This window comes from Marivirga sp. (assembly GCF_035704835.1).
Classification (GTDB): domain Bacteria; phylum Bacteroidota; class Bacteroidia; order Cytophagales; family Cyclobacteriaceae; genus Marivirga.
Genome location: NZ_DASSWQ010000064.1, coordinates 33,937 through 58,284, shown reverse-complemented (window position 1 = coordinate 58,284; position 24,348 = coordinate 33,937). Strand labels below are relative to the sequence as shown.

At 34.0% G+C, this 24,348-nt stretch carries 22 protein-coding genes; 9 read left to right on the top strand and 13 right to left on the bottom strand.

Annotated features, from left to right (window positions below):
- Nucleotides 1-312: 312 nt before the first annotated feature.
- A complete protein-coding gene (locus VFM92_RS10030; RefSeq protein WP_325122082.1) occupies nucleotides 313-3,318 on the bottom strand; it encodes an ATP-binding cassette domain-containing protein in 3,006 nt (1,001 codons plus the stop codon).
- A 127-nt stretch (nucleotides 3,319-3,445) separates the two neighbouring features.
- Entirely contained in the window at nucleotides 3,446-4,327 is an 882-nt protein-coding gene (locus tag VFM92_RS10025; protein WP_325122081.1) for a hypothetical protein, read from the bottom strand.
- Between the two features lie 291 nt (nucleotides 4,328-4,618).
- On the opposite strand from VFM92_RS10025, the gene VFM92_RS10020 reads away from it, so the two are divergent.
- From VFM92_RS10020 to VFM92_RS10005, 4 genes are all read left to right on the top strand, one after another.
- Nucleotides 4,619-5,332, top strand: coding sequence for a pirin family protein (locus VFM92_RS10020; protein ID WP_325122080.1), 714 nt, complete (start codon nucleotides 4,619-4,621; stop codon nucleotides 5,330-5,332).
- A gap of 123 nt (nucleotides 5,333-5,455) precedes the next feature.
- Complete coding sequence (locus VFM92_RS10015; protein ID WP_325122079.1) at nucleotides 5,456-6,010, top strand: hypothetical protein; 555 nt, start codon at nucleotides 5,456-5,458, stop codon at nucleotides 6,008-6,010.
- Nucleotides 6,010-6,942, top strand: a complete 933-nt coding sequence (locus VFM92_RS10010) for a DUF4249 family protein (protein ID WP_325122078.1) — start codon at nucleotides 6,010-6,012, stop codon at nucleotides 6,940-6,942. The genes VFM92_RS10015 and VFM92_RS10010 overlap by 1 nt, the downstream gene beginning before the upstream one ends.
- Nucleotides 6,939-9,356, top strand: a complete 2,418-nt coding sequence (locus tag VFM92_RS10005; protein WP_325122077.1) for a TonB-dependent receptor — start codon at nucleotides 6,939-6,941, stop codon at nucleotides 9,354-9,356. The genes VFM92_RS10010 and VFM92_RS10005 overlap by 4 nt, the downstream gene beginning before the upstream one ends.
- Before the next feature lie 172 nt (nucleotides 9,357-9,528).
- Here VFM92_RS10005 and VFM92_RS10000 read toward each other — a convergent pair whose 3' ends face one another.
- A complete protein-coding gene (locus VFM92_RS10000) occupies nucleotides 9,529-10,173 on the bottom strand; it encodes an MCP four helix bundle domain-containing protein (protein ID WP_325122076.1) in 645 nt (214 codons plus the stop codon).
- Nucleotides 10,174-10,596: 423 nt separating this feature from the next.
- Here VFM92_RS10000 and VFM92_RS09995 point away from each other — a divergent pair, with 423 nt between their 5' ends.
- Entirely contained in the window at nucleotides 10,597-11,067 is a 471-nt protein-coding gene (locus VFM92_RS09995) for a SecDF P1 head subdomain-containing protein (protein WP_325122075.1), read from the top strand.
- 9 nt (nucleotides 11,068-11,076) lie between these two features.
- Here the strand turns inward: VFM92_RS09995 and VFM92_RS09990 are convergent, their stop codons facing one another.
- The 3 genes from VFM92_RS09990 to recF form a co-directional block, all read right to left on the bottom strand.
- On the bottom strand, nucleotides 11,077-11,811 hold the full coding sequence (locus tag VFM92_RS09990; protein ID WP_325122074.1) for a TraB/GumN family protein: 735 nt from the start codon (nucleotides 11,809-11,811) through the stop codon (nucleotides 11,077-11,079).
- Between the two features lie 64 nt (nucleotides 11,812-11,875).
- A complete protein-coding gene (locus VFM92_RS09985; RefSeq protein WP_325122073.1) occupies nucleotides 11,876-12,199 on the bottom strand; it encodes a DUF721 domain-containing protein in 324 nt (107 codons plus the stop codon).
- Complete coding sequence (recF, locus tag VFM92_RS09980) at nucleotides 12,192-13,292, bottom strand: DNA replication/repair protein RecF (protein WP_325122072.1); 1,101 nt, start codon at nucleotides 13,290-13,292, stop codon at nucleotides 12,192-12,194. The genes VFM92_RS09985 and recF overlap by 8 nt, the downstream gene beginning before the upstream one ends.
- Nucleotides 13,293-13,401: 109 nt before the next feature.
- On the opposite strand from recF, the gene pdhA reads away from it, so the two are divergent.
- The 4 genes from pdhA to VFM92_RS09960 all read left to right on the top strand — a co-directional run bounded on the left by pdhA (nucleotide 13,402) and on the right by VFM92_RS09960 (nucleotide 17,158).
- On the top strand, nucleotides 13,402-14,421 hold the full coding sequence (gene pdhA / locus VFM92_RS09975) for a pyruvate dehydrogenase (acetyl-transferring) E1 component subunit alpha (RefSeq protein WP_325122071.1): 1,020 nt from the start codon (nucleotides 13,402-13,404) through the stop codon (nucleotides 14,419-14,421).
- Between the two features lie 156 nt (nucleotides 14,422-14,577).
- A complete protein-coding gene (locus VFM92_RS09970; protein ID WP_325122070.1) occupies nucleotides 14,578-15,276 on the top strand; it encodes a tetratricopeptide repeat protein in 699 nt (232 codons plus the stop codon).
- Between the two features lie 77 nt (nucleotides 15,277-15,353).
- The gene (gene ribH, locus VFM92_RS09965) at nucleotides 15,354-15,842 is read left to right on the top strand and encodes a 6,7-dimethyl-8-ribityllumazine synthase (RefSeq protein WP_325122069.1); all 489 of its coding nucleotides are present in this window, start codon (nucleotides 15,354-15,356) and stop codon (nucleotides 15,840-15,842) included.
- Nucleotides 15,839-17,158, top strand: a complete 1,320-nt coding sequence (locus VFM92_RS09960) for an aspartate kinase (RefSeq protein WP_325122068.1) — start codon at nucleotides 15,839-15,841, stop codon at nucleotides 17,156-17,158. Before ribH ends, VFM92_RS09960 begins: the two co-directional genes overlap by 4 nt.
- Before the next feature lie 79 nt (nucleotides 17,159-17,237).
- Here the strand turns inward: VFM92_RS09960 and VFM92_RS09955 are convergent, their stop codons facing one another.
- The 7 genes from VFM92_RS09955 to VFM92_RS09925 all read right to left on the bottom strand — a co-directional run bounded on the left by VFM92_RS09955 (nucleotide 17,238) and on the right by VFM92_RS09925 (nucleotide 24,209).
- Nucleotides 17,238-17,702, bottom strand: coding sequence for a hypothetical protein (locus VFM92_RS09955; RefSeq protein ID WP_325122067.1), 465 nt, complete (start codon nucleotides 17,700-17,702; stop codon nucleotides 17,238-17,240).
- Complete coding sequence (locus tag VFM92_RS09950; RefSeq protein WP_325122066.1) at nucleotides 17,699-18,655, bottom strand: hypothetical protein; 957 nt, start codon at nucleotides 18,653-18,655, stop codon at nucleotides 17,699-17,701. Before VFM92_RS09950 ends, VFM92_RS09955 begins: the two co-directional genes overlap by 4 nt.
- Entirely contained in the window at nucleotides 18,612-19,802 is a 1,191-nt protein-coding gene (locus VFM92_RS09945) for a DUF4221 family protein (RefSeq protein ID WP_325122065.1), read from the bottom strand. The genes VFM92_RS09950 and VFM92_RS09945 overlap by 44 nt, the downstream gene beginning before the upstream one ends.
- Before the next feature lie 51 nt (nucleotides 19,803-19,853).
- Entirely contained in the window at nucleotides 19,854-20,054 is a 201-nt protein-coding gene (locus VFM92_RS09940; RefSeq protein ID WP_325122064.1) for a hypothetical protein, read from the bottom strand.
- Nucleotides 20,055-20,560: 506 nt separating this feature from the next.
- On the bottom strand, nucleotides 20,561-21,568 hold the full coding sequence (locus VFM92_RS09935) for a potassium channel protein (RefSeq protein WP_325122063.1): 1,008 nt from the start codon (nucleotides 21,566-21,568) through the stop codon (nucleotides 20,561-20,563).
- 29 nt (nucleotides 21,569-21,597) lie between these two features.
- Complete coding sequence (locus VFM92_RS09930; protein ID WP_325122062.1) at nucleotides 21,598-21,879, bottom strand: DUF427 domain-containing protein; 282 nt, start codon at nucleotides 21,877-21,879, stop codon at nucleotides 21,598-21,600.
- A gap of 158 nt (nucleotides 21,880-22,037) precedes the next feature.
- Nucleotides 22,038-24,209 (bottom strand): bifunctional alpha,alpha-trehalose-phosphate synthase (UDP-forming)/trehalose-phosphatase, encoded by a 2,172-nt coding sequence (locus VFM92_RS09925; protein ID WP_325122061.1) that lies wholly within the window; start codon nucleotides 24,207-24,209, stop codon nucleotides 22,038-22,040.
- Nucleotides 24,210-24,348 lie beyond the last annotated feature (139 nt).

The following is a 24,348-nucleotide window of genomic DNA, read 5'->3' as shown; positions in this document are numbered from 1 at the left end:
TGAAAAGGCTTGATAAAGGATATTAAAAAAGTGTTAAATCCCTCTAAAAATTGGTCAGATATTCAAAATAAGCAATAAAAAAAGTACCGTCATTCCTGAAATTTATACACGATTACGCAGTAAATCGGATTTAAATTATCAGGAATCTCACAGCAATAGCATTGGGTTATTATAGCTGCAGCAGGCTTTAGTGCTATACAGCTAAGAGATTCCTGATCTCTGCTGCGCTACGTCAGGAATGACGAGCCTTGAGGGGTTTTATTTGTTTAATTGTATACGCTAACTCATGATGACGAACCTTGAGAGAAGTTTTTAAGCCTTAGCCGAAAAAGTCACTATTTTTCTCAATACATCAAAATAAAGCATCACAAATAAAAAAATACTCATCACCCAAATGACGGCCAGATTGAACTGCAGTGTATTAAAAATATATCCAGCGAAATGTTTTTCTCCAGCGTAAAACTGTGTCCTAAAATCAAGGGGGTGGTCAGGCTGAGCTTCCATAAAAACCGGGTAAATTTTTTGCACTAACTTGCCGTCATATTCAATAATTCGGTTCGGATCATTGGTGTTTTTCACTAATGTTGCCACCGCAGAATTGTAATAATTATTTCTTAAATATTCAAAACGCTCCTTTTTCTCAGGAGTAGCTGTTAGCATATAAATGGCCTTTTCTTTTTTCGTATTTGCTTCATTGAAAAAGTTATTGTACAACCTTCCTAAAGTATTTAAAAATTGTTCTGTTTTGTTAAGTGTCCATTTATCAACATTTTCTTGAGTCAATTTATGATAAACATCGAATTTATCCTCTCCCACCACTTCAAGTTCGACTCCAATTTCTCTTCTTAAAATATTAATAGTTTCTTTAAATTCTTCAGAATCTCGCTTATCTAAATTTTTATTTAAATAATCTACATAAGATTTAAGCATCGGAATATAATAAACCGTTTTATATTCTGCTTGCGCCATTTGCTGATCTAAGTCAAAGAAAGGAGCAGCATATTCGTTGGATTTAAATTGCGCTACCATTGAAGCTTCAAAAGCCCATCGGGAAGCCATTAATTCCCCCACTAAAGGCACCTTGTCGGGAGTGGTAATTTGCGGGTTAAGATTATCAAATTTCACCACCACCCCGCTCAAAATTAATTGCGGAATTAACAAAATGGGGATTAAAATATAAATCGTAATCGCAGAATTAAAGGCAGATGAAATATTCAAACCGAGCATATTCGCAAAACAGGCTACTGTGAAAAGAATTGCCCAATACGTTAAGCTGAGCCCATCTATTTCCAAAATTAAATCTCCTATAATCACATAAGTGAAAGTCTGCACAGCAGAGAACAGAAACAAAATACCAATTTTGGAAAAAAGGTAACTGCTTCTGCTTAGGTGCAGAAAAGACTCTCTTTTTAAAATCTTTCTGTCTTTTATAATTTCCTCTGCACTTACAGTTAATCCCATAAAAAGGGCCACAATTATACTCATAAAGAAAAAAGCAGGAATATTTGAATTTTCAATAAAAAGATAGCTCCCTGCTTCACTTTCAGGATAATATCGGATGATATAGGCCAGTAAAAGTGCTAAAATCGGAGCCTCCAAAAGATTGATTAGTAAATATTGCCTATTCGCCAGTTTAGATTTAAAATCTCTTCTGAAAAATAATCCTATCTGCTTCACCCAACTCGGAATTCTTAATTCTGGCTCGGGTAATGGATCTGGATTTGTGATTTTTGGAATATTCAACTGACTTTCAAATAGTGAAAACCATTTCTTCGGAGTGATTTTTCGTTCATCCGTTGCCTTTCCGTACTCATTAACTACTTTGGTCTCAATGATATTAAAGATTTGCTCCGGATTTACATTTCCACATTCAATACAAGCCGCCTGGTCTTTATCGATAGTATTGATTTGATTTTTAAAATAAAGCACCGCCTCCACAGGATTGCCGTAATAAATCTGGAAACCGCCAACATCTAAAATCACCAATTTATCGAACATTCGAAAGATATCGGAAGACGGCTGATGAATCACGACAAAAACCATTTTGCCCTTCAAACTTAATTCCTTCAACAAATCCATGATGTTTTCAGAATCGCGAGAAGATAAGCCAGACGTAGGCTCATCCACAAAAAGCACGGATGGTTCTCTGAGCAATTCTAAGCCAATATTTAATCTTTTTCGTTGCCCTCCGCTAATGGTTTTATCCAAAGGTGAGCCCACTTTCAAGTGCTTAGTCTCAGAAAGTCCCAAAGAAGATAGCGTATTAGCCACTAGCTCTTCTATTTCTGCCTCTGACTTATCGTCAAAGCATAATTTGGAGGCATAATATAAATTTTCATAAACGGTCAGTTCCTCAATCAATAAATCATCCTGTGGTACATACCCAATGGTACCCTTTATTGCATCCGGATTTTCATGTATATTGATTCCATTGATTTCAACTTTCCCTTCTGATGGCTTCTCATTTCCATTCAGTACATTCAGTAAAGTCGACTTTCCAGATCCTGAGGCACCCATTAGGCCAACTAATCTTCCTTTGTCTTCGGCAATATTTACATGATGTAAACCTTTGTGTCCATTTGGAAACGTAAAACTTATATTTTCAGCCAAAAAAGAGATGTTGGCGGTTGTATCATCGGTTTTGAAATGACTTGCTACATCGCTGTAAAAAACCGTTTGAGATTTATCCCCTTTTATGGTGCTTCCCGCTGGAAATAAGGTAATATTATTTTTCCGGAGCGGGATACCATTCATATTTAATTGAGCTGTACCAATGTATTTTACAAAATACATTTCGGTACCCGGCAATTTTAAAATAGATAAAAATCCATTTAAATGATCCTCCTGAATGAAATAGGTAGGATCTTGAACACTATCGTTATTTTCAGCAACGATTAAAAAGGTGTCTGATTTAAAATCTTCTATTCTTCGAGCCAGGGCGAAAGATTGAATATAAGATATGATTTCTGCTGGTAAGCGAATCTTATCTGCCACGTAATCCAAAATTTCAATTTCCTCTTGTGCAATTTCACCATCAGCAAGGATTAACTCAATCAACTGAAGAGCTAAAATAATCTTTTGAGGATACGTAAATTCTTCATTTATTTTCTTGCATATCCTGTCAATACTTTCATTGCCTTTAGCACCAGCCGCTGCTGCAAATTCATCAAATAATTGGAGATGTCGTTCGGCTGACTCTTCAGAAAGATTATCGGTTAAAAACTTTTTGATATTAATCCGCTCATCTTCTGTAACGGTTCCTTTTTTGGCAATAATTGCAAATAATTCCAGTAGGGCTTTTAGTAAATTTTCGCTCATAACTTGGGGTTGAAATGGATTTAATTCAAGTAATAATGACAGGAAATTCGTAAAATCAAATAAAAAAAGGGTAGAGAATGCATTCCTACATGCTCTCATACCCTTTAAAACTTTATTTTATGGATGATCATCCGGTAATACCATCTCTGATTTTACCCATTTGATTAGTCACTTTATCTAATGTTTTATCATTTAATAATTCATCTCCTCTTCCCTCATCCAATAATTTTTGAACGTTGAGGTTTTTATACTCCTCTTTCAATTCTTTCAAATCTGCAACCATCGTTTTGATATAGTCATCCTGCTCAATGCTTTCTAATAATTCTATTAAATCAATAAGCGGTTCCTCTTGCTTGATGATAACATTTACCATAGGAATTAAAATCAATTTTTTGGTCTCTGCTGGCAAATCATTTGGGTAATTCTCTACTAATGCAGTTGCAATGTAAAGCCCTTCAATAAAAGAACCTGCCAATAATAAAGCCGCTACTTTTGGCCTATCTGTTTTTCTCAAATGGTCATCAGCATTGTTAATGGCTTCATTTACAATTTGAGCCAAAGAATCTGTGTTAGATAAATTTCTTTCGAACCTTTCTACTGTTTGGGGATCAAAAGAACCAGAAAGTGCCAATTGGTCCGCTAGGGGACGTACTTCTGTTAAATATTTTAAAGCTTCCTGCGATTTTTCGTAAGCACTTAAATAGGCTACATCTGTTGCATAAATTCCTAAATTGACTGCAGCTTCATTATTATTGCTGCTGTAGTTACTTACACTACTCAAATCGTGCATGAGACTTCCGTCAAAATCTGCTCCTGTTTCCATCAACAGAAATGGAATCTCTGATGGGGAAGGCATTTCTTTTACTACGTTTGAAATTTGCTCTTTCACTTCTTGCTGTGCTTTATCAAAAGCTTCAGAGTTTTTATTCTCATCTTCTTTCTTTTCTGGACTACAAGCAACAACTGCCAAAAAGGCTACTAATGTTAATGTTCTAAAATACATATTCATTTTTTATGGTTTTATTTCTGATTCACTAAAATTATAAAATAATATTTATAAATAATATAGTTTTGCCAAGCGTATTTGTAAAAATTATTCGAGGGATAAAAGTTATTGGAGTCTTAATTTCTTTTTTTCTTAGTAAAACACTTTTTAAATGCGATTTTTTAGCTATTTGATCAACTGTAAAAAATGTGTTTCATCCAGTTTCTTTAGACTCAAGTAATTTTATTTCTGAAAAAACGACACAACTTTTTAATTTAGCCGTAATTATATGTAGCTACATACAAAATTATGAAAATGGAGAAAATAATTTACAAAGCCAATTCAAGAGGTCATGCCGACCATGGTTGGTTAAATACACATCACACCTTTAGTTTTGCTTCTTATTATGACCCGAATAGAATTCATTTTGGGGCATTAAGAGTTTTAAATGATGATAAAATTACGGGCGGAACCGGATTTCCTAAACACCCACATGAAAATATGGAAATCATTTCGATACCTCTCAAAGGAGATTTGGCGCATGAAGACAGCATGGGAAATGACGCCACTATCAAGCAAGGTGATGTGCAGGTGATGTCGGCCGGGACAGGAATTATGCATTCGGAATTTAATCCGAACAAAGATATTGGAACGGAATTTCTCCAAATTTGGGTATTTCCTAATAAGGAAAATATAGAGCCTCGATATGGTCAGGTGCATTATCCTATGACAGAAAGAAAAAATAGCTTTCAAATGGTGGTTTCACCGAAAGATAGTGGATTAGATACTTGGATTCAACAAGACGCTTGGTTTCACTTAGCAGATTTTGAAAAGGGATTTGAGAAAAGGTATGAATTGAAGAAAAAAGATAATGGCCTTTTCATATTCTTACTTGAAGGAGAAATTGAAATTGGTGGAGAAAAATTAGAAAAGAGAGATGGAATTGGATTGCTCAATTTGGCATCGGTAAATATCAAAGCAAAAGCAGATTCGGAAATGTTATTGATGGAGGTTCCATTAGAATGGTAATCACTATTTTTGAATCATACAGGTAATTAAATGCCTGTATGATTTTTAATATTTTAAAATTTCTAACAACTAATTACCTAAGTCTCGCAATAAATCGTTTAGCTTTGCGGTTTATTAAACATCATGAACCAAAAGCTGTATTCAACCCTATTAATAGTCGCTTTTCTCCTCATTTGCTTAGAGAGTTCTTATGCCCAAAATGGCTTGAAAGGACGAAATAATATCAAAGCTTCTCATAGTTATTATGATTTTCGTGATTCCCATTTTTTTCAGCTAGAATATAACAGAGGATTCACTAAGTTCATTGAAGCGGGCGCTTATCTTGCAACTAATCTAGATTTATATCTAGTGCAAGTAATAAATCCAACTACTAACGAGCCTTTCATTATTGGGCGGAATTCTAGAGCGTATAATTACGGGATTCAAACTAACATTCATCCATTACAGCTCCTGATAAAAGAAGGCCACCGCTTTAGATTAGATTTATATTTGAACGCGAAAATAGGTGGTAGATATTCTCCCATTCCAGCTTATGCCCTTCGACAAAAAGAACACTATTTCTTTTATGATATAGGTGGAGGCTTGGCGTATCATCTTTACAAACACTGGGGTATTTTTATGGAATATAATTACAGATCGCCTGCTAAATTCAGATATGGCTTAAGTATAAAATTTTGATGATGAATAAATTAATTTCTAGCTGCCTAATAATAAGTTTTCTTTGCTTATCCTCATGTATAAAACTATTACAAGAAGATTTCCCTGATTTCAATAATGACTGGGTCATCAATAATATTATGATCGCAGATGACAGTATTGAAGTAAAAATAACCAAAACAACTTCAGTAAATGGGGAGGGAAATCCGCCAATTGAAGATGCGCTAGTTCAGCTAATGGTTGAAAATCAAACTTTTGATTTGAGTTATGATGAAAATTCAGACTCCTATAAATTAAATCAGCAGATCGAAACCAATAAAGATTATCACTTTGATGTTTCTGATGCTTCGGGAAAACTTATAAGCAGTTTTAATCAAACCATACCACCCCCACAACCCATTCTGAATATTGAACATATTGATGTGGCAGGAACTAATCAAGAAGGAATCAGTCATCCTGCCATTAAAATTGAAGTCCCTAATAATTCATCTAACGAATATTTTTATGTGAATATTCGTCTTCTACGAGGAGGTGAAAATGAAGATGATGATAATGATAACAGGATTCAGATCATTAATATTGATGACCCTGTTATATTAAATGAAGGTGTGCCTTTTCCTTTATTCACTAATGAATTAATGACTGGTAACAGTCAGGAAGTTTTGATTAATTATATCACTAGTGGAACTATGAGCAGTAATGGCGGTCCTCAGATTGCAGACACTTTCCCCCTAGTGGTTGAACTATGGACACTTAATGAGGCCTACTATGAGTTCCTAAAGCAAAATTATCAATATGAAAATAGTCGCTACCCAATTATAGGTTCAGGTAATCAAGCAGCTATTTCCAATTTTAACAATATAGAAGGAGCTTACGGCATTAATGCTGGCTATTCTTTGGTAAAAACAGACACCATTTATCCTTCCGGAACTGAAAATTATTTTGACCAATGAACTGGATTAAAACCCTTTGCTTAAGTTTAATTATATTAATCAGCATCGAGCAGGCTTTCTCTCAGGAAGTTAATGTTTCGGGATATGTTAGAGATGCCTCGGGAAAAGAGAAATTAATTGGGGCTCATATTATCAATCTTGAAACTAAAGAAGGAGCAATAAGTGACAATAACGGCTATTTTAGCTTAAACGCAAACCATAATGACTCTCTGAGAATTTCTTATGCTGGCTACAAAAATCAAGTGATTGAAGTAAATAAAGACAGTCAAAATATATTCATTGATCTTAAAATGAATACTGATTTAAAAGAAGTCAGAGTAACTGGTGTCAGAGATGTTTTTCAGCCGATGACGCAGCTTAAAACAAAAGATTTTGATAATATTCCAACAATAGGTGCGGCTCCAGATGTTTTAAAAGCGGTTCAGTTATTTCCCGGAATCACTGCCCAAAATGAAGGAAGCAGTCAACTGATTGTTAGAGGAGGTAGTCCAGGAGAGAACTTATATATGATTGATAATATCCCACTGATTTATGTCAATCATTTAGGAGGGTTTTATTCTGTTTTCAATCCTGATATGATTAATTCCATGGAAATTTATAAAGATGGTTTTCCAGCTCGATATGGCGGTAAATTATCATCCATAATCAGTCTTTCTCAATATGAGGGAAATGCTGAAGAATTTAAAGGGAATTTCAGTATTGGCCCTATGGCCACCAGCCTAATGGTGGAAGGGCCAGCACTCAGTAAGAAAGCAACTTATATGCTAAGTGCAAGAAAAACTTTAATAGATGGACTATACGCTTTAGGCACCACACTTTCTGCTGGCAATGATTTTACTTTTGCTTATGGCTTTCATGACCTTAATGGAAAATTCACTTATAATTTAAATGATAAGCATACTTTATCAGCCAATTTTTATCAAGGAGATGATTACCTAAATTTGTGGGCAGAATCTGCCTCAACGATTCCGAATACTGTAGGTAAAACTCGAAATCAGACAGTTTGGGGTAATTGGCTGGGAGCTTTGCAATGGAAGTATAAACCTAATTCAAATCTAGTAGGAGAAAACAGTTTATCAGTAGTTCGTTATCGCCTAAAAAACAACAGGTTTTATTTTGAAGATAAAGATAATAAGGAAGCAACATTTGATAAGCGTTTTCAATCTTCCCTTATGGATAACCGCTTGCAGTCGGATTGGAAATATTTTAACAGTAATTCCCTAACTACACATTTTGGTGCCCAATTATCCTATAAAATTCATCAACCAAACAACACTAATGCAGAAAACATAGTCGCAGAAAATGAAATTATTCCTGTTTTGGAAGGAGCGCTATATTTTGATGAATACTTAGATTTCTGGGAAAACAGTTCTTTAAAAATTGGTGGTAGATTAAATTATTATCAAAATGATGATTATTCACGCTTCGATTTTGTTCAAAGAGGTCAATTAGCTATCGGGATAGCCTCAAACCAATGGTTGTTAGCTCGGTTCACTGGAGCCAAACAATACGCACATTTATTATATACCACAGGGGATATTGGTGCCAATGAAATTTGGATTCCTGCTGATGAAGATGCACCTACTTCAGGTTCAAATCAGCTTTCTTTAGGCTACAAAGCAAATTTTCAGCAAAATATGTGGCAATTGGAAAGCAACCTTTATTACAAAGAGCTAAATAATTTAACGACTTATAAAGAAGGAATAACAGCTGTACTGGGAGATTCCAACTGGAAGAACAAAATCACTAGTGGCGGAACAGGTGAAAGTATGGGCTGGGAAACGATGCTGAAAAAATCTAAAGGCAAGTGGACGGGATTTGCCTCCTATACTTTATCCAAAACGGAATACCAGTTTCCTGAAATTAACAATGGAATGCCTTATGTTTATGAATATGACAGACCCCATATTTTTAATATCAATCTGAGCACAAAAATCAACGAAAAATGGGATCTCTCCGCGAATTGGACTTATCAAACTGGGCTTCCTTTTACTCCTGCTATTGGGCTTCGCAATACTCCTGACCCTTTTAATCCTGAAATAGAAAGAGAAACCTTAATATATGGTGAAAGAAATTCGGAAAGAATGCGAGATTATCACAGATTAGACTTAGGATTTAACTACCATAAAATTACAAAAAGAGGAAATAAAGCGGTTTGGTCATTCTCCATTTATAATGCTTATAGCCGCCAAAACCCTTATTTTAATTATTATCATGTAAATGATAATTCGGATTTTTCACTTGGACAATTAGCCGAATCAGATGAAACTATGAAATTATACCAAAGAAGTTTCTTTCCGTTCATGCCTGCATTCTCTTATAAAGTTTACTTTGGTAAGGACGTTTTTAAAAGAAGAAGTAAAGAAGAAAGAGCAAATAAGCCTAGAAGCAATTTTTGGTATCATAAAGAATAGAATTGGTCGTAAAATAGAAAAGGGTGATATTGCTACCACCCTTTTCGCCTACAACCATAAAACTATGAACGGTAACCAGCCATCCACAGAAAGATTTCAACCAAAACCTTCTATATCAAAGACAACCAATTGTTCAAAAGGGTTGGAAAAGCATTAAAGTTTTATTGATAATCTAGTTTAATGGCAGATTATTATTGTCCTTTCTAAGACTACCGCGAATTGATTTGGAATTAAAAATTAATGCCTGAGTGATAAGCCCCAAAATTATCAAAAGGCCTAATTCTAAATAGGATAAACTTGCATTGCTTGTCACAATGGATCTTGAGTTTTTGTATAGTGCTTCCCCCTCCTTCATTTGAATTTTAGAAAGCTTATTCAACATAATTATATTTTTATCATATAAAGTGTTTAAATGAGCAATTTCGAATTCTGGATTTTCTTCTATAGCTCTAAGTTGATCGTTATTTCGAAGTAAATTTTTAAAAACTTCCTGTTCCCCGACTGTTAGAAAAGTAGTTTGGTAATCTTTTAGCAAAAAATCAATTTCAGTATTAATGGATGCAATTTCACTTTTGATTTCAGAGCTTTGTTTGACTTTGTATTGGGTTAGTAAATATTTTTTTTCATGTGTGGCAGAAGCTAATTTGAAAATATAATTTTCTACCACAAGCCTATCTTTATAAACTGAACCAAAAGTTTCCCCTAGTTCATTTATATTGTTGTTCTCCCAGCGATTATTGATTAATACAATGACCAATATGATTGCAATAGCGGAAGCCAATTTTAGTTTTTGTTGAACGAAATATGAAAAGTGCATAGGGTATTTGCTTTAATTAAAATAAGATAGCTAATCTTTCAGACACTTAAAAACGATAAAGTATAAATACTTACGTCTGTTAGAGAACAATTGAATTAAGGATAATGTAAACCTATAAAATGCTTTTATTTCTATTTGTTGATTATAACTTTTTATCTTCAAGAGATTTAGATCTCTAAATCAAATTCAATATTTTATCATTGACTAATACTTCTCAGTAAAAATAGATGATCCAATCTTCATTCAGATGCTCTTTATAATTAAAGACCTGTTGTATTTTACAATAGCACAATTTATACATTTCTAATTTAGGTAAAGGATAATAATTAGTGTATATCAAAAGTTGTAACTTACATTTATTTTAGTAATTTAGTTTGTTAAAGTAAGTTTTTAAAAGCTAAAATTTTCTTAACTAAGATTAATATGAAATCAATACTTTTAAATATTTTTCTGTTGTCATTTTTTACATTTTTTTCTTTTTCCCAGAGCGACAATGATGGCGTCTACCTTGAATTTGAAGGGAAAGGGTGTTCGTATAAAAAAGTAAAACTGCTTAATTCGGAAAGATATGTTTGCATATCAGATAAACCAGTTGTTAACACTGGAGATTACGATAAGATTAGCAAAATAGAAATTGATAGTGTAAGCAATATGCGGAAATTCGAAATCACCCTATCAGAAGAAGGGAGCGAAAAATTACTAGAGATTAGTAAAATTTATGTAGGAAAAAACTTAGCTTTTGTGGTTGATGATGAAGTCATATGCTTAATGAAAGTCCCTGGAGTGATTTCAAATGGAAAAATCATTGTAACTGAAGATCCAGGGTATTCGTCCCTTCAACAGACTTACCGAAGCGTTAAGTCACGTATAGAGCTAAAAGATAAAGTTAAATAGAACCATAATTTAAATCTTAATCCTCTCCAATTGGAATCCTTTTTCCTTTAACAAATTTAGGAGCCCCTCTTCTCCGCCCAAATGTCCCATACCTACAGCAATGAATACATTGTCTTGATTAATTAAACGTTCAATATTGTCAATCCAATTTTTGTTTCTTTGGTCCACTAACAACTTTCTTGTTTCGAGTCCCAATTCTTTATTTAAAATTGCGTTGGCAAAATGGTCAATCCGCTCATCTTTGTATAGGTTAATGGATTTTTCATAGTCTTCTAAAATATATTCGTCAGTCTCATCTTTAGCAATATTTGGAGCCTTATCCATTAAGCATAATAATTCCGTAGAAGTCTCAAGACCTGTTAACTTGATATCATAAGAATCAGCAAAAGCTATTAATTCAGCCTCCATGCTTTTTAAATCGGCTCCATATTGGTCTGAAATTACTTGATAGGTTCTTAAAAATTTTTGAGCTCTTTTTAGGCTTTCTGTAAACAATTTTTGATCAATTGAATCCTTAATATTTCGTTCAAGTGCTAAAGTTTTGCATTGCTTAAGTTTCGAAAACACTTCCTTACTTATTTTAAGTCTATCTTTAGGGTATAAATGAATTGTTCCAAAAATATAACCAACTTTTCCCTCCTTAGAAATAATTTTCCAAAGTAGTCCTGATTGTTCTTCTCGATTACCTGTGCATGAGAAGGTCAGTCCGATTAACAATAGTAAATAAATACTAATTCTCTTCATTTAAATATTGTTTGCAACATTTCATCATCTCCCCTTTGGAGATTAAGGAGCTAAACCCCCAAACTTATAGCAACACTATTTCCTTCACGACCTCCTTACCCAGTTCTTGTCTGAATAAATGAATAATCCTTTCCTTACTCATTAAAAGTTCCTGCTTTAATGCGCTGGATTCAACGGTAATAAAAAGCTTATCGCCTTTCATAAAAACGCCTTTGGTTCTACTGGCAATTGCCTTTCCCATTAATTTGGGCCAAAGGTTTACAACTTGTGTTTGGTCCACTTTTTTGTGAAGATGATAGGCATCAAACATTTCATTTATAACCTGACCCAGAGGAGTGGCCTCGGATTTTCTGACGCTGGCGGGATGTGGATTTTTCTTTTTATACATTTGCATGAGGGGTTAAGTCCAGTTCAAAAAATTTCTTTTCTGTATCAATATCTTTCAAATATTCTTTACTTCTTTCAGGCCTGGCATCCGTCAGGAAAATTTGACCAAACCTTCCATCTGCCATCATTTTCAACAAATAGGCAATTCTTTTATCATCTAGTTTGTCAAAAATATCATCGAGCAACAGAAGAGGTTTTTGATTTTTCGATATTTTCAATAGCTCAAATTGCGCTAATTTTAGGGCAATAACAAATGATTTCTGTTGTCCTTGCGAACCGAATTTCTTAACAGCTTTTTCTTCCGATAAAAACACATAATCATCTTTATGAATTCCCATGGTTGTCCGGCCTTGTCGGAAATCTTTTTGATGTTGAGACGTAAAGTTATTTCCGAATGATTTTGTTACTCGGGTATCATAATTAATCGCGACTTCTTCCTGGTTATCCGATAAATCTTTATAGAACTCTTGAAAAATAGGCAAGAAATTTTCCATTAAATTATTCCTTACTTCAGCAATTTTAATGGCCAATGGAATCATCAATTCATCATAAGGAGCTAATTGCTCAGCGGAAAATCTATTCTTCTCCAAAAAGGTTTTCAGCAATGCATTTCTTTGCTTTAAGAGATGGTTATATTTTACCAATAATTTTAAATATTCCTGATCGAGCTGGCAGAGTAAATTATCAAAAAACTTTCTACGCATTTCGCTAGCTTCTCTTACGATATCCGTATCTTGAGGAATAATCATCACTAAAGGCAGTTTTCCAATATGCTCGCTTAGCTTTTCATATTCCTTGCCATCCCACCTCACCATTTTTTTCTCTCCCAATCGGACCGCACAAAGCATTTCCGCTGTTTTTTCCTCTATCTCAAAACTGGCTTTGATGGAGAAAAAACTTTCATCGTGCAAAATATTATCTTTATCAACCGAATTGAATGCGCTCTTCGTAAATGCCAAATAATAAATCGCATCTAGCAAATTGGTTTTTCCAATTCCGTTTCGCCCTAAAAAGCAATTAATTCCATCCACAAAGGCGAAATTCGCCTGTGTATAGTTTTTGAATTGAGCTAATCGGATATTTTGGAGCTTCATTTTTCGCACTTGTGGGTTTTTTCGTTATTTTCGCATCCCGTAACAAGAAGAACAAAGTTAAGTTATTCTTTTGTGACGACAGAAATACATCAAAAAAAGAAAAAGCATTATGGCTACAAAGAAATCAAAAACTGCCAATAAAAAGAGTTTCGATAAAGAAACCTATATGGAATGGTTCAGATCCATGTCCTTAATGAGAAGATTCGAGGAGAAAGCCGGTCAATTATATGGTCAGCAAAAAATAAGTGGTTTTTGCCACCTTTACATTGGACAGGAGGCTTGTGTAGCCGGTGCTGTTAGTGCCCTGAAAAAAGGCGATAAATATATCACAGCTTATAGAGATCATGCGCACCCAATTGGTTTAGGAACTGACCCGAAAGCGGTAATGGCCGAATTATACGGTAAAGAAACTGGTGTTTCTAAAGGAAAAGGTGGTTCCATGCACATGTTCGATAAAGAAAATCATTTCTTTGGTGGACACGGGATTGTAGGTGGACAAATTCCATTGGGAGCTGGTATTGCTTTTTCTGAACAATATAAAGGAACTGATAATATTTGCATCACCTATATGGGAGATGGTGCTGTTCGTCAAGGTGCTTTCCATGAAGCATTAAATATGGCCATGAACATGAAATTACCTGTGATTTTTGCCATTGAAAATAATGGTTATGCCATGGGCACTTCCGTACAAAGAACCTCTAATGTAACCGAATTACATACTTTGGGTGAAGCTTATGACATGCCTTCAAAAGGCGTGGATGCCATGAATGTGGAGAATGTTCATAATGCAGTGGCAGAAGCAGCGGAAAGAGCAAGAAAAGGAGATGGCCCAACTTTATTGGAATTCAGAACTTATCGATATAAAGGACACTCTATGTCGGATCCTGCTAAGTATAGAACTAAGGAAGAATTAGAGGAATATAAAGCAAAAGACCCGATAGAACAAGCTAGACAGGCAATTTTGAAAAACAAATATGCCTCAGAGGATGAGTTGAAAGAAATTGATAATGAAGCAAAAGAGCTTGTAAAAGAATGTGTGAAATTTGCTGAAGAGTCTGATTTTCCTTCTATAGATGAAGTCTATAAAGACGTTTATGCTCAGGAAGATTATCCTTTTATAGTAGATTAAAAATGGTTGGCGGCACACCGAGCAGTAAATAATTTATATAATCCTGATCGATTTTTAGCTTTAATAGTTTAAATCACAAAGCGTTAAACTATTAAATGAACGAATGCGGTAATAATAAATAAATTTTTATAGCTTTGCGGTCTTAAAATAGTGGCAATGGCAAAAACAAAATCAAAAGAGAAGCAAGGTTCTGAATTTTATGAAAACCCTGAGGTAATAGCTCAGCAACTTTCTAAAACAGAACAATTCATTGAAAACAATAAAAAAATAGTATTTGGATTAGGGGGAGTAATTGCCTTAATAATTGTAGCCTTTTTCGGTTACAGATACTATATGAACAACCAGAATGAGGAAGCTCAAAAGGAAATGTTTCAGGCTATTTATTGGTATGAAAATGGAGAATATGACCTTGCTTTAAATGGAGATGGAAATAATTTAGGCTTTTTGGCTATTTTAGAAGATTATGGTTCCACTAAAGCTGGAAATTTAGCAAGCTTCTACTTGGGAAGTACGTATCTTCAACAAGGTCAGTTTGAAACTGCAATTGATTATTTAGAAGGCTTCAGCAGCGATGATTTATTAGTTCAAGCAAGATCTTACGCCTTAATGGGTGATGCATATATGGAATTAGGAAATTATTCTATTGCTGCAGAACAATATGGTAAAGCTGCGGATTACAAAAGCAATGAAGAATTCAGCCCCGTTTATTTAATGAAACAAGGATTAGCTTATCAGAAAGCAAATGATATTGAAGCAGCTATCGGAAGCTACAAAACAATAGTAGAGGATTTTAGTGATTCCAAACAAAAGACGGAAGCGCAAAAATACCTATTCCAATTAGAGGCTCAACAATAATTAAAGAAAATAAATTAACTAAAAGGGATGGGTTTTAAAGAAGCCTGTCCCTTTTTTTATTAAAAAAACCCGAGAAAATGGCATCAAATCTAAAGAACCTAAGCGAACATTCTGGTAAAAACATGAAAGGCTTACAGGATAAAAAGTTTGCAATCATCGTTTCAGAATGGAATGAAGAAGTAACCGAATCATTGTACAATGGCGCTTATGAAACCTTGATTGAAAACGGAATTCCTAAAGAAAATATTAAAAAACATTATGTCCCTGGAAGTTTTGAATTGAGTCTGGGTGCGCAATGGATGGCTGAAAGAAAAGAAATAGATGCGGTGATTTGCCTGGGTTGCGTAATCCAAGGTGAAACGAGACACTTCGATTTTATTTGTGATGCAGTGGCAAATGGCATTACAAATGTCAGCTTGAAATATAACAAACCCGTTATTTTCGGTGTTCTGACTCCCAATACTCAGCAACAAGCTCTGGACAGAGCAGGAGGAAAACATGGCAATAAAGGAGATGAAGCTGCATTTACCGCATTAAAAATGTTAGGATTAGCAAAAGGATTATGATTGTATTAAAATTTGGCGGAACTTCCGTAGGCACACCTCAAGGCATGAATCAGATTCGTGAAATCATCACGAAAGACAACAATAAGAAATTAGTCGTTCTTTCTGCCCTGAGCGGAGTGACTAATACTTTGGTTGAAATAGGAGAAAGATTACGCAAAAATGAGCATGACTTAGCTGGTAAAGTCATTAAAAAGCTTCAAAAGCGATATGACGAATTTATTGAAGAACTTTTTGAAACAGAAGTTTTTAAAAATAAAGCCTCTTCTATAATTGCTGAAAGCATGAGTTTTGTCAAGTCATGTTTAAAAAAGCCTTTTACAAATTTGATTGATAAAGAATTGCTGGCTCAAGGTGAACTGATGTCCACTAATATTTTCAATTTGCATTTGCAGGAGCATAAATTAAACAGTGCATTAATCAACGCATTGGATTTCGTCAAAACAGATGCATTCTCTGAACCTGATGAAGCTTTTATCAATAAAGAATTATCCGACATATTGGTAAAGCAAGCTGCTGAAACTAAATTGATCATCACTCAAGGTTATATTTGCCGAAATGCGGAAGGCAACATTGACAATTTAAAAAGAGGCGGCAGTGATTATACAGCCTCTTTAGTAGGAGCAGCATTAAATGCAGATGAAATCCAGATTTGGACGGATATCGATGGGATGCATAATAATGACCCTAGAGTAGTAGATAAGACTTTTAGCATTCCGCAATTGTCATTTGAGGAAGCGGCAGAGCTTGCTTACTTCGGAGCGAAAATTCTACATCCTTCCTGTATCAGACCCGCTCAAAAGAAAACTATTCCCGTGCGTTTGAAAAACACCATGAAGCCAGAAGCTCCTGGAACTTTAATTCACACCAAAGAGGGAAGTGGAGAAGGTATTAAAGCCATTGCTGCCAAAGATGGTATAGCAGCTATAAAAGTGAAATCACTTCGGATGTTAATGGCTTATGGTTTCTTAAGACGAGTATTTGAAATTTTCGAGAAATACAAAACGCCAATTGATGTGATTACTACTTCTGAGGTTGCTATTTCTGTTACCATTGATAATATTTATTATCTAGATAGCATTTTAAGTGAATTGCGCCCTTTCGGGGAAGTAGAAGTGGACCAAGAGCAAAGTATCATCTGCTTAGTGGGTAATATGGTAGCTGAAAAACCGGGCTTGGTTAGTAAAATTTTTGCCTCTCTTCAGGACGTTCCTGTGCGTATGATTTCTTATGGGGGTAGCCGACACAATATCTCGATTGTTGTTGATACACGCTACAAATCGGAAGCTTTGAAGAGATTGAATGATGGGGTTTTTTGAGGATCAATTTTTCAGAACTATGACGATTCATAGTGCTGAAACTAAAAGTGAAAAAAATTATTTTAAGCCTCTAATAGTCTCACCCATTGTCCTTTATATAATTAGAAGCTTCTGGTATCAAGTCATCTTGTATTATTAAGCCATATATTAGTTCTCCTTCTTTAAAATGTACTAATAATGGTTTTCCATATCCTGTATCATAATAATTAATTCTGTTCTTTTTATCATGAAATGTTTTACCATTAAATTCATTAATTACATTATTGTATATAGATTCAATCTCTTGGTTCATAGGCTCACCAATAAATAAAACAGAAAAATTACTTTTGCTGTTTTTAGCAATATTATATAGATTTTGCTGAACGCAATATTCACATCCATCCAATGGGGTTATATATAAAATATCATCTTTAAGTGAAATAGGGTTAATATTGGTCTCTTCTTTTAAATAAAATAGTAAGCCTTCTTCATATTCGTATTTAGAATTACTATTGCTACAACTAGAAAAACAAACTATAAAAAAAATACAAATTATATTCTTCATTTACTTATTGGTTTTAAATAATGACAAATCATTTCATTATTGGTGATTTCATCCTTCTCTGTCGAAGTATAATGGTATTTGCCATCCACAAAAGTTATGGGCTTGTATTCCGTTTTCTCTAATAAGATAAAGGATTCTTTTTCTAAGTCTAAGGCATAAATTTCATGTTTTTGATCCTTGTAGAATTTGACAGCATAAGACTTTTTGCCTTTAAAATCATAAAAACAATTCCAGCTTACATTCTTTTTTTCTACATCAGGAAAATCAATTTCCTTTTTATCATTTGTAGCTAAATCAAATACAATCATCTTATTGGCTTTTTCAACAGGAATCAATAAATGATGATCTAAATGCATTACTTTAGAACGAATACCAATTCCTGAATAAGCGTCTTTTATCACACTTTTTTGATTTTGAACTAACGTGATTTGCTTGCCATCCTTGAATAAGTACAAGGAATAACCTATGTCTTTTCTTCGATTTCCTTCAGGTCTTTCCAAAAAAACCATATCCTCCATTTTCATATATTGTCCGTATATCATTCCTTCCAGGTTTGCATAATCTGGTAAATTATATTTTCCTTCTTTCAATTCTTGTTCCTCTATAATAGAAAATTTTCCTGCCTTGATCTCAAGAATTTTGTAATATTTTAATGCACTTACAAAAAACGTATTGGTGCCAGTTACAATTAAATTTTGCAGAAAATAGTCCTTTGAGTTGCCTAAATTAAGAGTATCTATTGACAGGTTTTCATGATTGAACAAAACTAAATAATTGTCATTGTCAATTATATGGCCTACAGAATAGTATGGATTAATAATAAATAATTGAGCTATGTCAGTATTCTCATTGCAGTAGTATAGGTGATCTAAATTCTGTGCATAAACTTTACTACAATCAAGTCCAAAACTAATCGATAGCAAAAACACTAAACTCCAATAAATCTTCTTCATTATTTTCATCATTTGGGTTTTCTTTCATAATTAAAACACCCTCAGAATGAGGATATACTTTATTAAAATTATATTTTCCAGAAGGGATTTTGAACTCTTTCAAAGCATTAAAATTATTGTCTAAAACTAGAATTGAAAAATCAGCATGATAGGGATTATTCACCTTTCCTTCAGCATTTATATAATCTTGATTGTGTCTGACGCTATTTACATATCTATTATATTTAGAGTGGAAAAAACTTTTGGCATAAATGCCTTTTTTGAATACGTATTCGCGCTCTTTATTAAAGTCATTCATATCAATAGATGGAATTTCTTGATTATAAAAATGGCTTCTTCTGCATAACAGATTTAAACTATCATGATTGCCTAGTTTGCCTTTTGAATAAAATTGACTGTCAAAATAAGAAACAAGGATATCACCATCTTCGAATGAGTTTACAATGTTAAGCCAATCATTTCTTGTCGTTGGAGTCACTTCGTAATTGTTTATATCTTCTGGTACCAAGGTGCCGAAATCAACAAAATCTTCCTCTTTTAGATTAAATGATACAATTGTCGGTACTGAATAATAATTATCACTATCATAATAAACAGGAGGGATATTAGATATATAAAGATCCTTCTTAAAGGGGTCAAAAAAGATTTTTGCTTCGCTATCTCCTAATCCAGCTGTTAATTCAGCTTGTGACCATCCCATTAATTTTTCGGTCTTAAGGCTTATTTCGTTTATTAGGGAGTCTTTTATATTTCGAACTTGAATTTTTCCTTGCTCTGAAAATAGAATAATACTATCCTTATTATGGAAATAGAATTCAGAAACATTAATGGAGCCTTCTGATCCATCATTTTTAAATATGATGGATTTTTCAAACTTCTCATTTGTAATATCAAAAAAGTCTAAACTATTACGCACTAAATCTAACCCAATATACCAATTCGTATCATTATAATATGCTGAATGAGACTGTTCATGTTTATATTGTAATCCTTTTACATCAATTACAATATCCCTTTTTTTTGATGGCTTAATTATTTCATGATCTATTTCACATTGTTTAAATGGTTTTTTATCATCACAACCGAACAACATTGTAAGTAGAAAGAATGCAAGATAAATTAATTTGCTTTTGACTTTAGAAATCATTTTTTTAAATCAATTGGACAAAAGAAGGGCTTTAATAAGCCCTTCTAAAATTTAGTATAATTTTACTTCTAAAAAGCCGCACTCCCTATTACATCCTTCTCCAAGACGTTTACAATCTACTCCTCCTCCAGGTTCACATATTGTTCTCCCATCACAAATACCATTTCCTGCTAAGGATTCGTTAGAATTAATAGCGAAAAAACTGATTGTTGCTAGTGCACTTGCTGCGAATAAAAGCTTTACTTTTTTCATAATTTAAAAATTTAAATAGTTAAAATTTTATTACATGGGCAAAGTAAAGGCTTACGTTTGCCAAATCCAGTCAGTAAATACAAGTGTACTCTAAAATATAAGAATTCTTTTGTTTGCTGAATTTTATAGGTGTGTTGTGATAGCTAGAAACATCAGCTATCATTCTGTAAATTGTTCTTTCTGAGACATCAAAAGTATTGGCTAACTGGGCGGCACACCCTGTTTTTTGTTTTTCAATTAACTCTGACAAATAATTTAGCCGTTCAAAATACTTTAAGCCTGCTGACATTTCGTTTAGGTTTTGGTTAAATATTACACACTTAGATGCAAGTAATTTATTTTTAGTTATAAATCAAAAAATATTCTTAAAATTTTAAGTCAAGATTATGAAAGGGCTTTGTAGCGTGGAAGGGTTATTGAAGTTGGGTAATAGGATTAAGTGAAAAAATAGAGTTGGAAGTGGAATATCTTAAATGAAATTCATCAATTCTTATTAAGTTAGGACCTTATTCCACAAACTCTTCTTTAAATGCTTTAATTGATTTTTTATCACCTAGCAGTATGATGACATCGCCTTTGTCGCAAACTTCATCTGAATTGGGATTAAATACAAAACCTTTTTCTTTGTCTTTAAAGGCTAAAATTGTGGCACCTGTCTTATTTTTAACATCCATTTCACCCAAAGAAAGATTTTTGAATTTGTCCTTTAGCAGGTTGTGGTTGATTTCTTCCAATGAATATTCTGAATCATGATCTCCATTGAGTATTTCTAAAAACTGTACTACGCTTGGCTTTGTAACCAAAGATGCCATGTAAGAACCACCTACTCGATCTGGCATCACTACATGATCTACCCCCGCTCTTCTTAATTTCTTTTCGGTATTTCTTTCTGTTGCCTTGGCTATGATTTGAATTTGTGGATTGAGCTCTTTTGCTGTTAAAGTGATAAAAACATTATCCGCATCACTTGGAAGGGTAGTAATGAGGGTACTTGCTCTTTCAACTCCGGCTTCTATCAAGACTGACTCTAAAACTGCATCTCCATGCAATAACTGATACCCTTTTTCATTATTATAACTATTGATAACATTTGCGTCTTTTTCAATGAATACCAATTCCCTTTTAGAAACTTCTAATCCGGATCCAGCAATTTCTCCATTTTTACCAAACCCACAAATGATGATATGGTCATTCAATTTTTTCAATGCTTTTTTGTCTGTATATGTTTTATAAATTTCCTTGAACTTTCCTTCAAACAAAAAGGAGGAAATTACGGAAGCTGTGTAAGCAAATAAACCTAAATTTACAATAATATATAATACTGTAAATAGCTTTCCTTCATCACTTAAAGGTTGGACTTCTTTAAATCCAACAGTAGAGAAGGTAATGACGGACATATAAACTCCATCTCTAAAATTATAACTTTCAATTAGTATATAGCCCAAACTGCCTAGCAAAATACTGGCTATAATCATCAGGAAAGCATAAATAAGTTTCTTTAGAGCTGACTGCATGCTTAAATTTAGCTAAAAAGAAATAATTTTTATTCCGTTACCTCTACACCTTTCCAGAATGCCACATAATTTTCAAATTTCTTGGCCATTTCTTTAGTGTCTGGATAATACCAGGCGGCATCTTTGTTTTCCTTTCCATCCACTTTCAAGCTGTAATATGAAGCGGTTCCTTTCCATGGACAAACCGTATGATATTCAGTCTTTTCAAAATACTCTTCTTTAATCGATTCTGGTGGAAAATAATGATTTCCTTCAATTACGATGGTGTCATCACTCTGCGCCACTATTTGATTATTCCAAATTGCTTTCATTATTTCTGGTTTTAGACTACTATACAATTTCAATTTTTAGACCAATAATTTACTGGAAACCCTCTGGTGGATCCGTCCAATGGCAGGAGAGCCCACAGGTTTACATTACTAAAAAGAAATAGGTTTATCTCTACTTTCTACTGTAGAAAAAGACCTCATTACTCGTTTACAAAAGTTTTCAGCAGCGCTCGCACTTCCTCATTATTTTCAACAGCATATTTTGCAAAAGAAAATCCGCTTCCCACCTTAACCGTTAAGGCGGTTTTAGGCAAAGCCTCAAAAGTATCCTCATCGGTTCTGTCGTCACCGAATGCCATAATAAAATCTGCATTTTCACCTTTTAATCGCTCGATAGCAGCTTTACCTTTATTGATGACCGATGGTTTTACTTCTACAACATGGTCACCTTCTATCACATCCAAGCCTTTATTGGTCATAAAATGCTTCAAATGACTGGACAACTCACTTGATCTTAAGCTTCCCAGCCCTTTTTCTACCTTTCTGTAATGCCAAACCAAAGTGTGCTCTTTCTCTTCTAAAAATGAGCCTGGCGTTCTTTGAATATAAAACTCTAGTATGTCTCGAGCTTCTTTTTTCCAGCCATTATCCTGTAAGTCACCATTGACTTCCCATTTAGCACCTGCTCTTTTGGTTTTAATACCATGCTCTGCAATAAGGTCTATATTAAATTCATCTAACCACTCTTCTAAAGTATCTGCTTTCCTTCCACTAATTACCACTAACTTAGCTTTTACCGCTAACTGATGCAAAATTTGAGATAATTCTACATCAGGAGCACAATCTTCCGGATTCTCTTTAAAAGGCATTAATGTACCGTCATAATCCAAGAAAATTAATGGGTTTTTAGCCGACTTAAATTCTTTCGTGATTCGACTCTTGATCTTGTTATCTAACTTTTTAGTGGACATGGATCGCTGACGTTCTTTTAAATCTTTAAGATTGCTCATAAACAAATCTACCCACTGGAAAATAGTATACTTTTTGACCGTTTTCTGCATGATTTTCATCCTACGCTTTTGTTCGGCTAAAGGCATTTCCAGCGCTTTCTTAATGGCATCAACCATTTCATTTTGATCGTTTGGGTTCACCAAGATAGCATCCGAAAGTTCTTTTGAAGCACCAGCCATCTCACTTAAAATCAATACTCCATCTTCGTTCTCTCTGCTTGCTATGAATTCTTTGCAAACCAAGTTCATTCCATCACGCTTAGGGGTTATCATCGCAATTTTACACATTCTGTAAAATGCTGATAAATCATCCAAAGGAAAACTTCTATAATAAAAATGAACGGGTATATAATTGATAGTGCCATATTTACCATTGACATGCCCTACCAAAAACTCTACCTTCTCTTTCAAGGCTTTATAACTTGCAACCTGGTCTCGGGATGGCACTACTATTAAGAACAGCGATACTCTACCTTGGTATTCAGGATATTTCTCTAGGAATTTATCAAATGCTTGAAGCCTTCCTGGTATTCCTTTTGAATAATCTAACCTATCCATTGATAAGATAAGTTCTTGTTTTCCTAAAGAATCTCGGTAACTAATCTCCTTGGCTTTAGCCAATTGACTTTTAGCTGATTCTAAATATTTATCAAAATCTATACCCATTGGAAGTGAATCGGCTTCCACTAATCTGTTTTTAACTAAAATTTGATTTCTTTCATAGCTATAACTTGCTAATCGGTGGCAACTACTCAAGAAATGTCGCATATCATCATAGGTGTGAAACCCAATGTAATCTGCACCTAAAACTCCATTGAGTAGTTTTTTCCTCCAGGGAATCATTCTGAAAACTTCATAGGAAGGGAAGGGGATATGTTGGAAAAAACCAATTGTGACATTGGGGAATTGCTTTCTGAGCATTTCAGGAACCAGCATCAACTGATAATCGTGGACCCAGATAATATCATCCGGTTCTAACCATTTCGAAATTGCATCCGCAAATTTTCTGTTTGCATTGTAATAGGCTTCCCATTCCTCGTCCACAAAACGCATATGGTGAATAAAATAATGGAATGCTGGCCATAAGGTTTGATTACTAAACCCCAAATAAAATTCTTTTACATCATGCTCCGTTAAGAAAACGGGGCGCATATTGCGGTTCATCAGTTCTTTTTCTACTTCTTTCTCCTCCTCATGATCAAGAGAAATCCCTGGCCAACCAATCCAAATATTATTACCTTCTTTATAGATTGAGCCAAGCCCAGTTGCCAATCCTCCTTCACTTGTCTTATATACTTTTTCCCCATCTTGTTTTTCTATTCTTATGGGTAGTCGGTTCGATACAATTATAGTTTTTGCCATATCTGTGATAGTTTATACTCAATTTACTCGATATGGCTTTTATATCATAAAAGAAAAGGGATTGTTTTTTAGTAAATGTTGATGCTGGATTTTTGTAAAATAGTGGAAGAGTAGCAAAAAAACAAATAACTTTTCCAAA

What these genes read in the sequence shown, in the direction of transcription:
- VFM92_RS09940 (WP_325122064.1), bottom strand. Translation starts at nt 20,054, where the DNA reads ATGAAAAAAGTAAAGCTTTTATTCGCAGCAAGTGCACTAGCAACAATC.
- VFM92_RS09955 (WP_325122067.1), bottom strand. Translation starts at nt 17,702, where the DNA reads ATGAAGAATATAATTTGTATTTTTTTTATAGTTTGTTTTTCTAGTTGT.
- ribH (WP_325122069.1), top strand. Translation starts at nt 15,354, where the DNA reads ATGGCATCAAATCTAAAGAACCTAAGCGAACATTCTGGTAAAAACATG.
- VFM92_RS10005 (WP_325122077.1), top strand. Translation starts at nt 6,939, where the DNA reads ATGAACTGGATTAAAACCCTTTGCTTAAGTTTAATTATATTAATCAGC.
- VFM92_RS09970 (WP_325122070.1), top strand. Translation starts at nt 14,578, where the DNA reads ATGGCAAAAACAAAATCAAAAGAGAAGCAAGGTTCTGAATTTTATGAA.
- VFM92_RS09925 (WP_325122061.1), bottom strand. Translation starts at nt 24,209, where the DNA reads ATGGCAAAAACTATAATTGTATCGAACCGACTACCCATAAGAATAGAA.
- VFM92_RS10000 (WP_325122076.1), bottom strand. Translation starts at nt 10,173, where the DNA reads ATGCACTTTTCATATTTCGTTCAACAAAAACTAAAATTGGCTTCCGCT.
- VFM92_RS09990 (WP_325122074.1), bottom strand. Translation starts at nt 11,811, where the DNA reads ATGAAGAGAATTAGTATTTATTTACTATTGTTAATCGGACTGACCTTC.
- recF (WP_325122072.1), bottom strand. Translation starts at nt 13,292, where the DNA reads ATGAAGCTCCAAAATATCCGATTAGCTCAATTCAAAAACTATACACAG.
- VFM92_RS09935 (WP_325122063.1), bottom strand. Translation starts at nt 21,568, where the DNA reads ATGCAGTCAGCTCTAAAGAAACTTATTTATGCTTTCCTGATGATTATA.
- pdhA (WP_325122071.1), top strand. Translation starts at nt 13,402, where the DNA reads ATGGCTACAAAGAAATCAAAAACTGCCAATAAAAAGAGTTTCGATAAA.
- VFM92_RS09985 (WP_325122073.1), bottom strand. Translation starts at nt 12,199, where the DNA reads ATGTATAAAAAGAAAAATCCACATCCCGCCAGCGTCAGAAAATCCGAG.
- VFM92_RS09930 (WP_325122062.1), bottom strand. Translation starts at nt 21,879, where the DNA reads ATGAAAGCAATTTGGAATAATCAAATAGTGGCGCAGAGTGATGACACC.
- VFM92_RS10020 (WP_325122080.1), top strand. Translation starts at nt 4,619, where the DNA reads ATGGAGAAAATAATTTACAAAGCCAATTCAAGAGGTCATGCCGACCAT.
- VFM92_RS09945 (WP_325122065.1), bottom strand. Translation starts at nt 19,802, where the DNA reads ATGATTTCTAAAGTCAAAAGCAAATTAATTTATCTTGCATTCTTTCTA.
- VFM92_RS09950 (WP_325122066.1), bottom strand. Translation starts at nt 18,655, where the DNA reads ATGAAGAAGATTTATTGGAGTTTAGTGTTTTTGCTATCGATTAGTTTT.
- VFM92_RS10030 (WP_325122082.1), bottom strand. Translation starts at nt 3,318, where the DNA reads ATGAGCGAAAATTTACTAAAAGCCCTACTGGAATTATTTGCAATTATT.
- VFM92_RS09995 (WP_325122075.1), top strand. Translation starts at nt 10,597, where the DNA reads ATGAAATCAATACTTTTAAATATTTTTCTGTTGTCATTTTTTACATTT.
- VFM92_RS09960 (WP_325122068.1), top strand. Translation starts at nt 15,839, where the DNA reads ATGATTGTATTAAAATTTGGCGGAACTTCCGTAGGCACACCTCAAGGC.
- VFM92_RS10015 (WP_325122079.1), top strand. Translation starts at nt 5,456, where the DNA reads ATGAACCAAAAGCTGTATTCAACCCTATTAATAGTCGCTTTTCTCCTC.
- VFM92_RS10025 (WP_325122081.1), bottom strand. Translation starts at nt 4,327, where the DNA reads ATGAATATGTATTTTAGAACATTAACATTAGTAGCCTTTTTGGCAGTT.
- VFM92_RS10010 (WP_325122078.1), top strand. Translation starts at nt 6,010, where the DNA reads ATGATGAATAAATTAATTTCTAGCTGCCTAATAATAAGTTTTCTTTGC.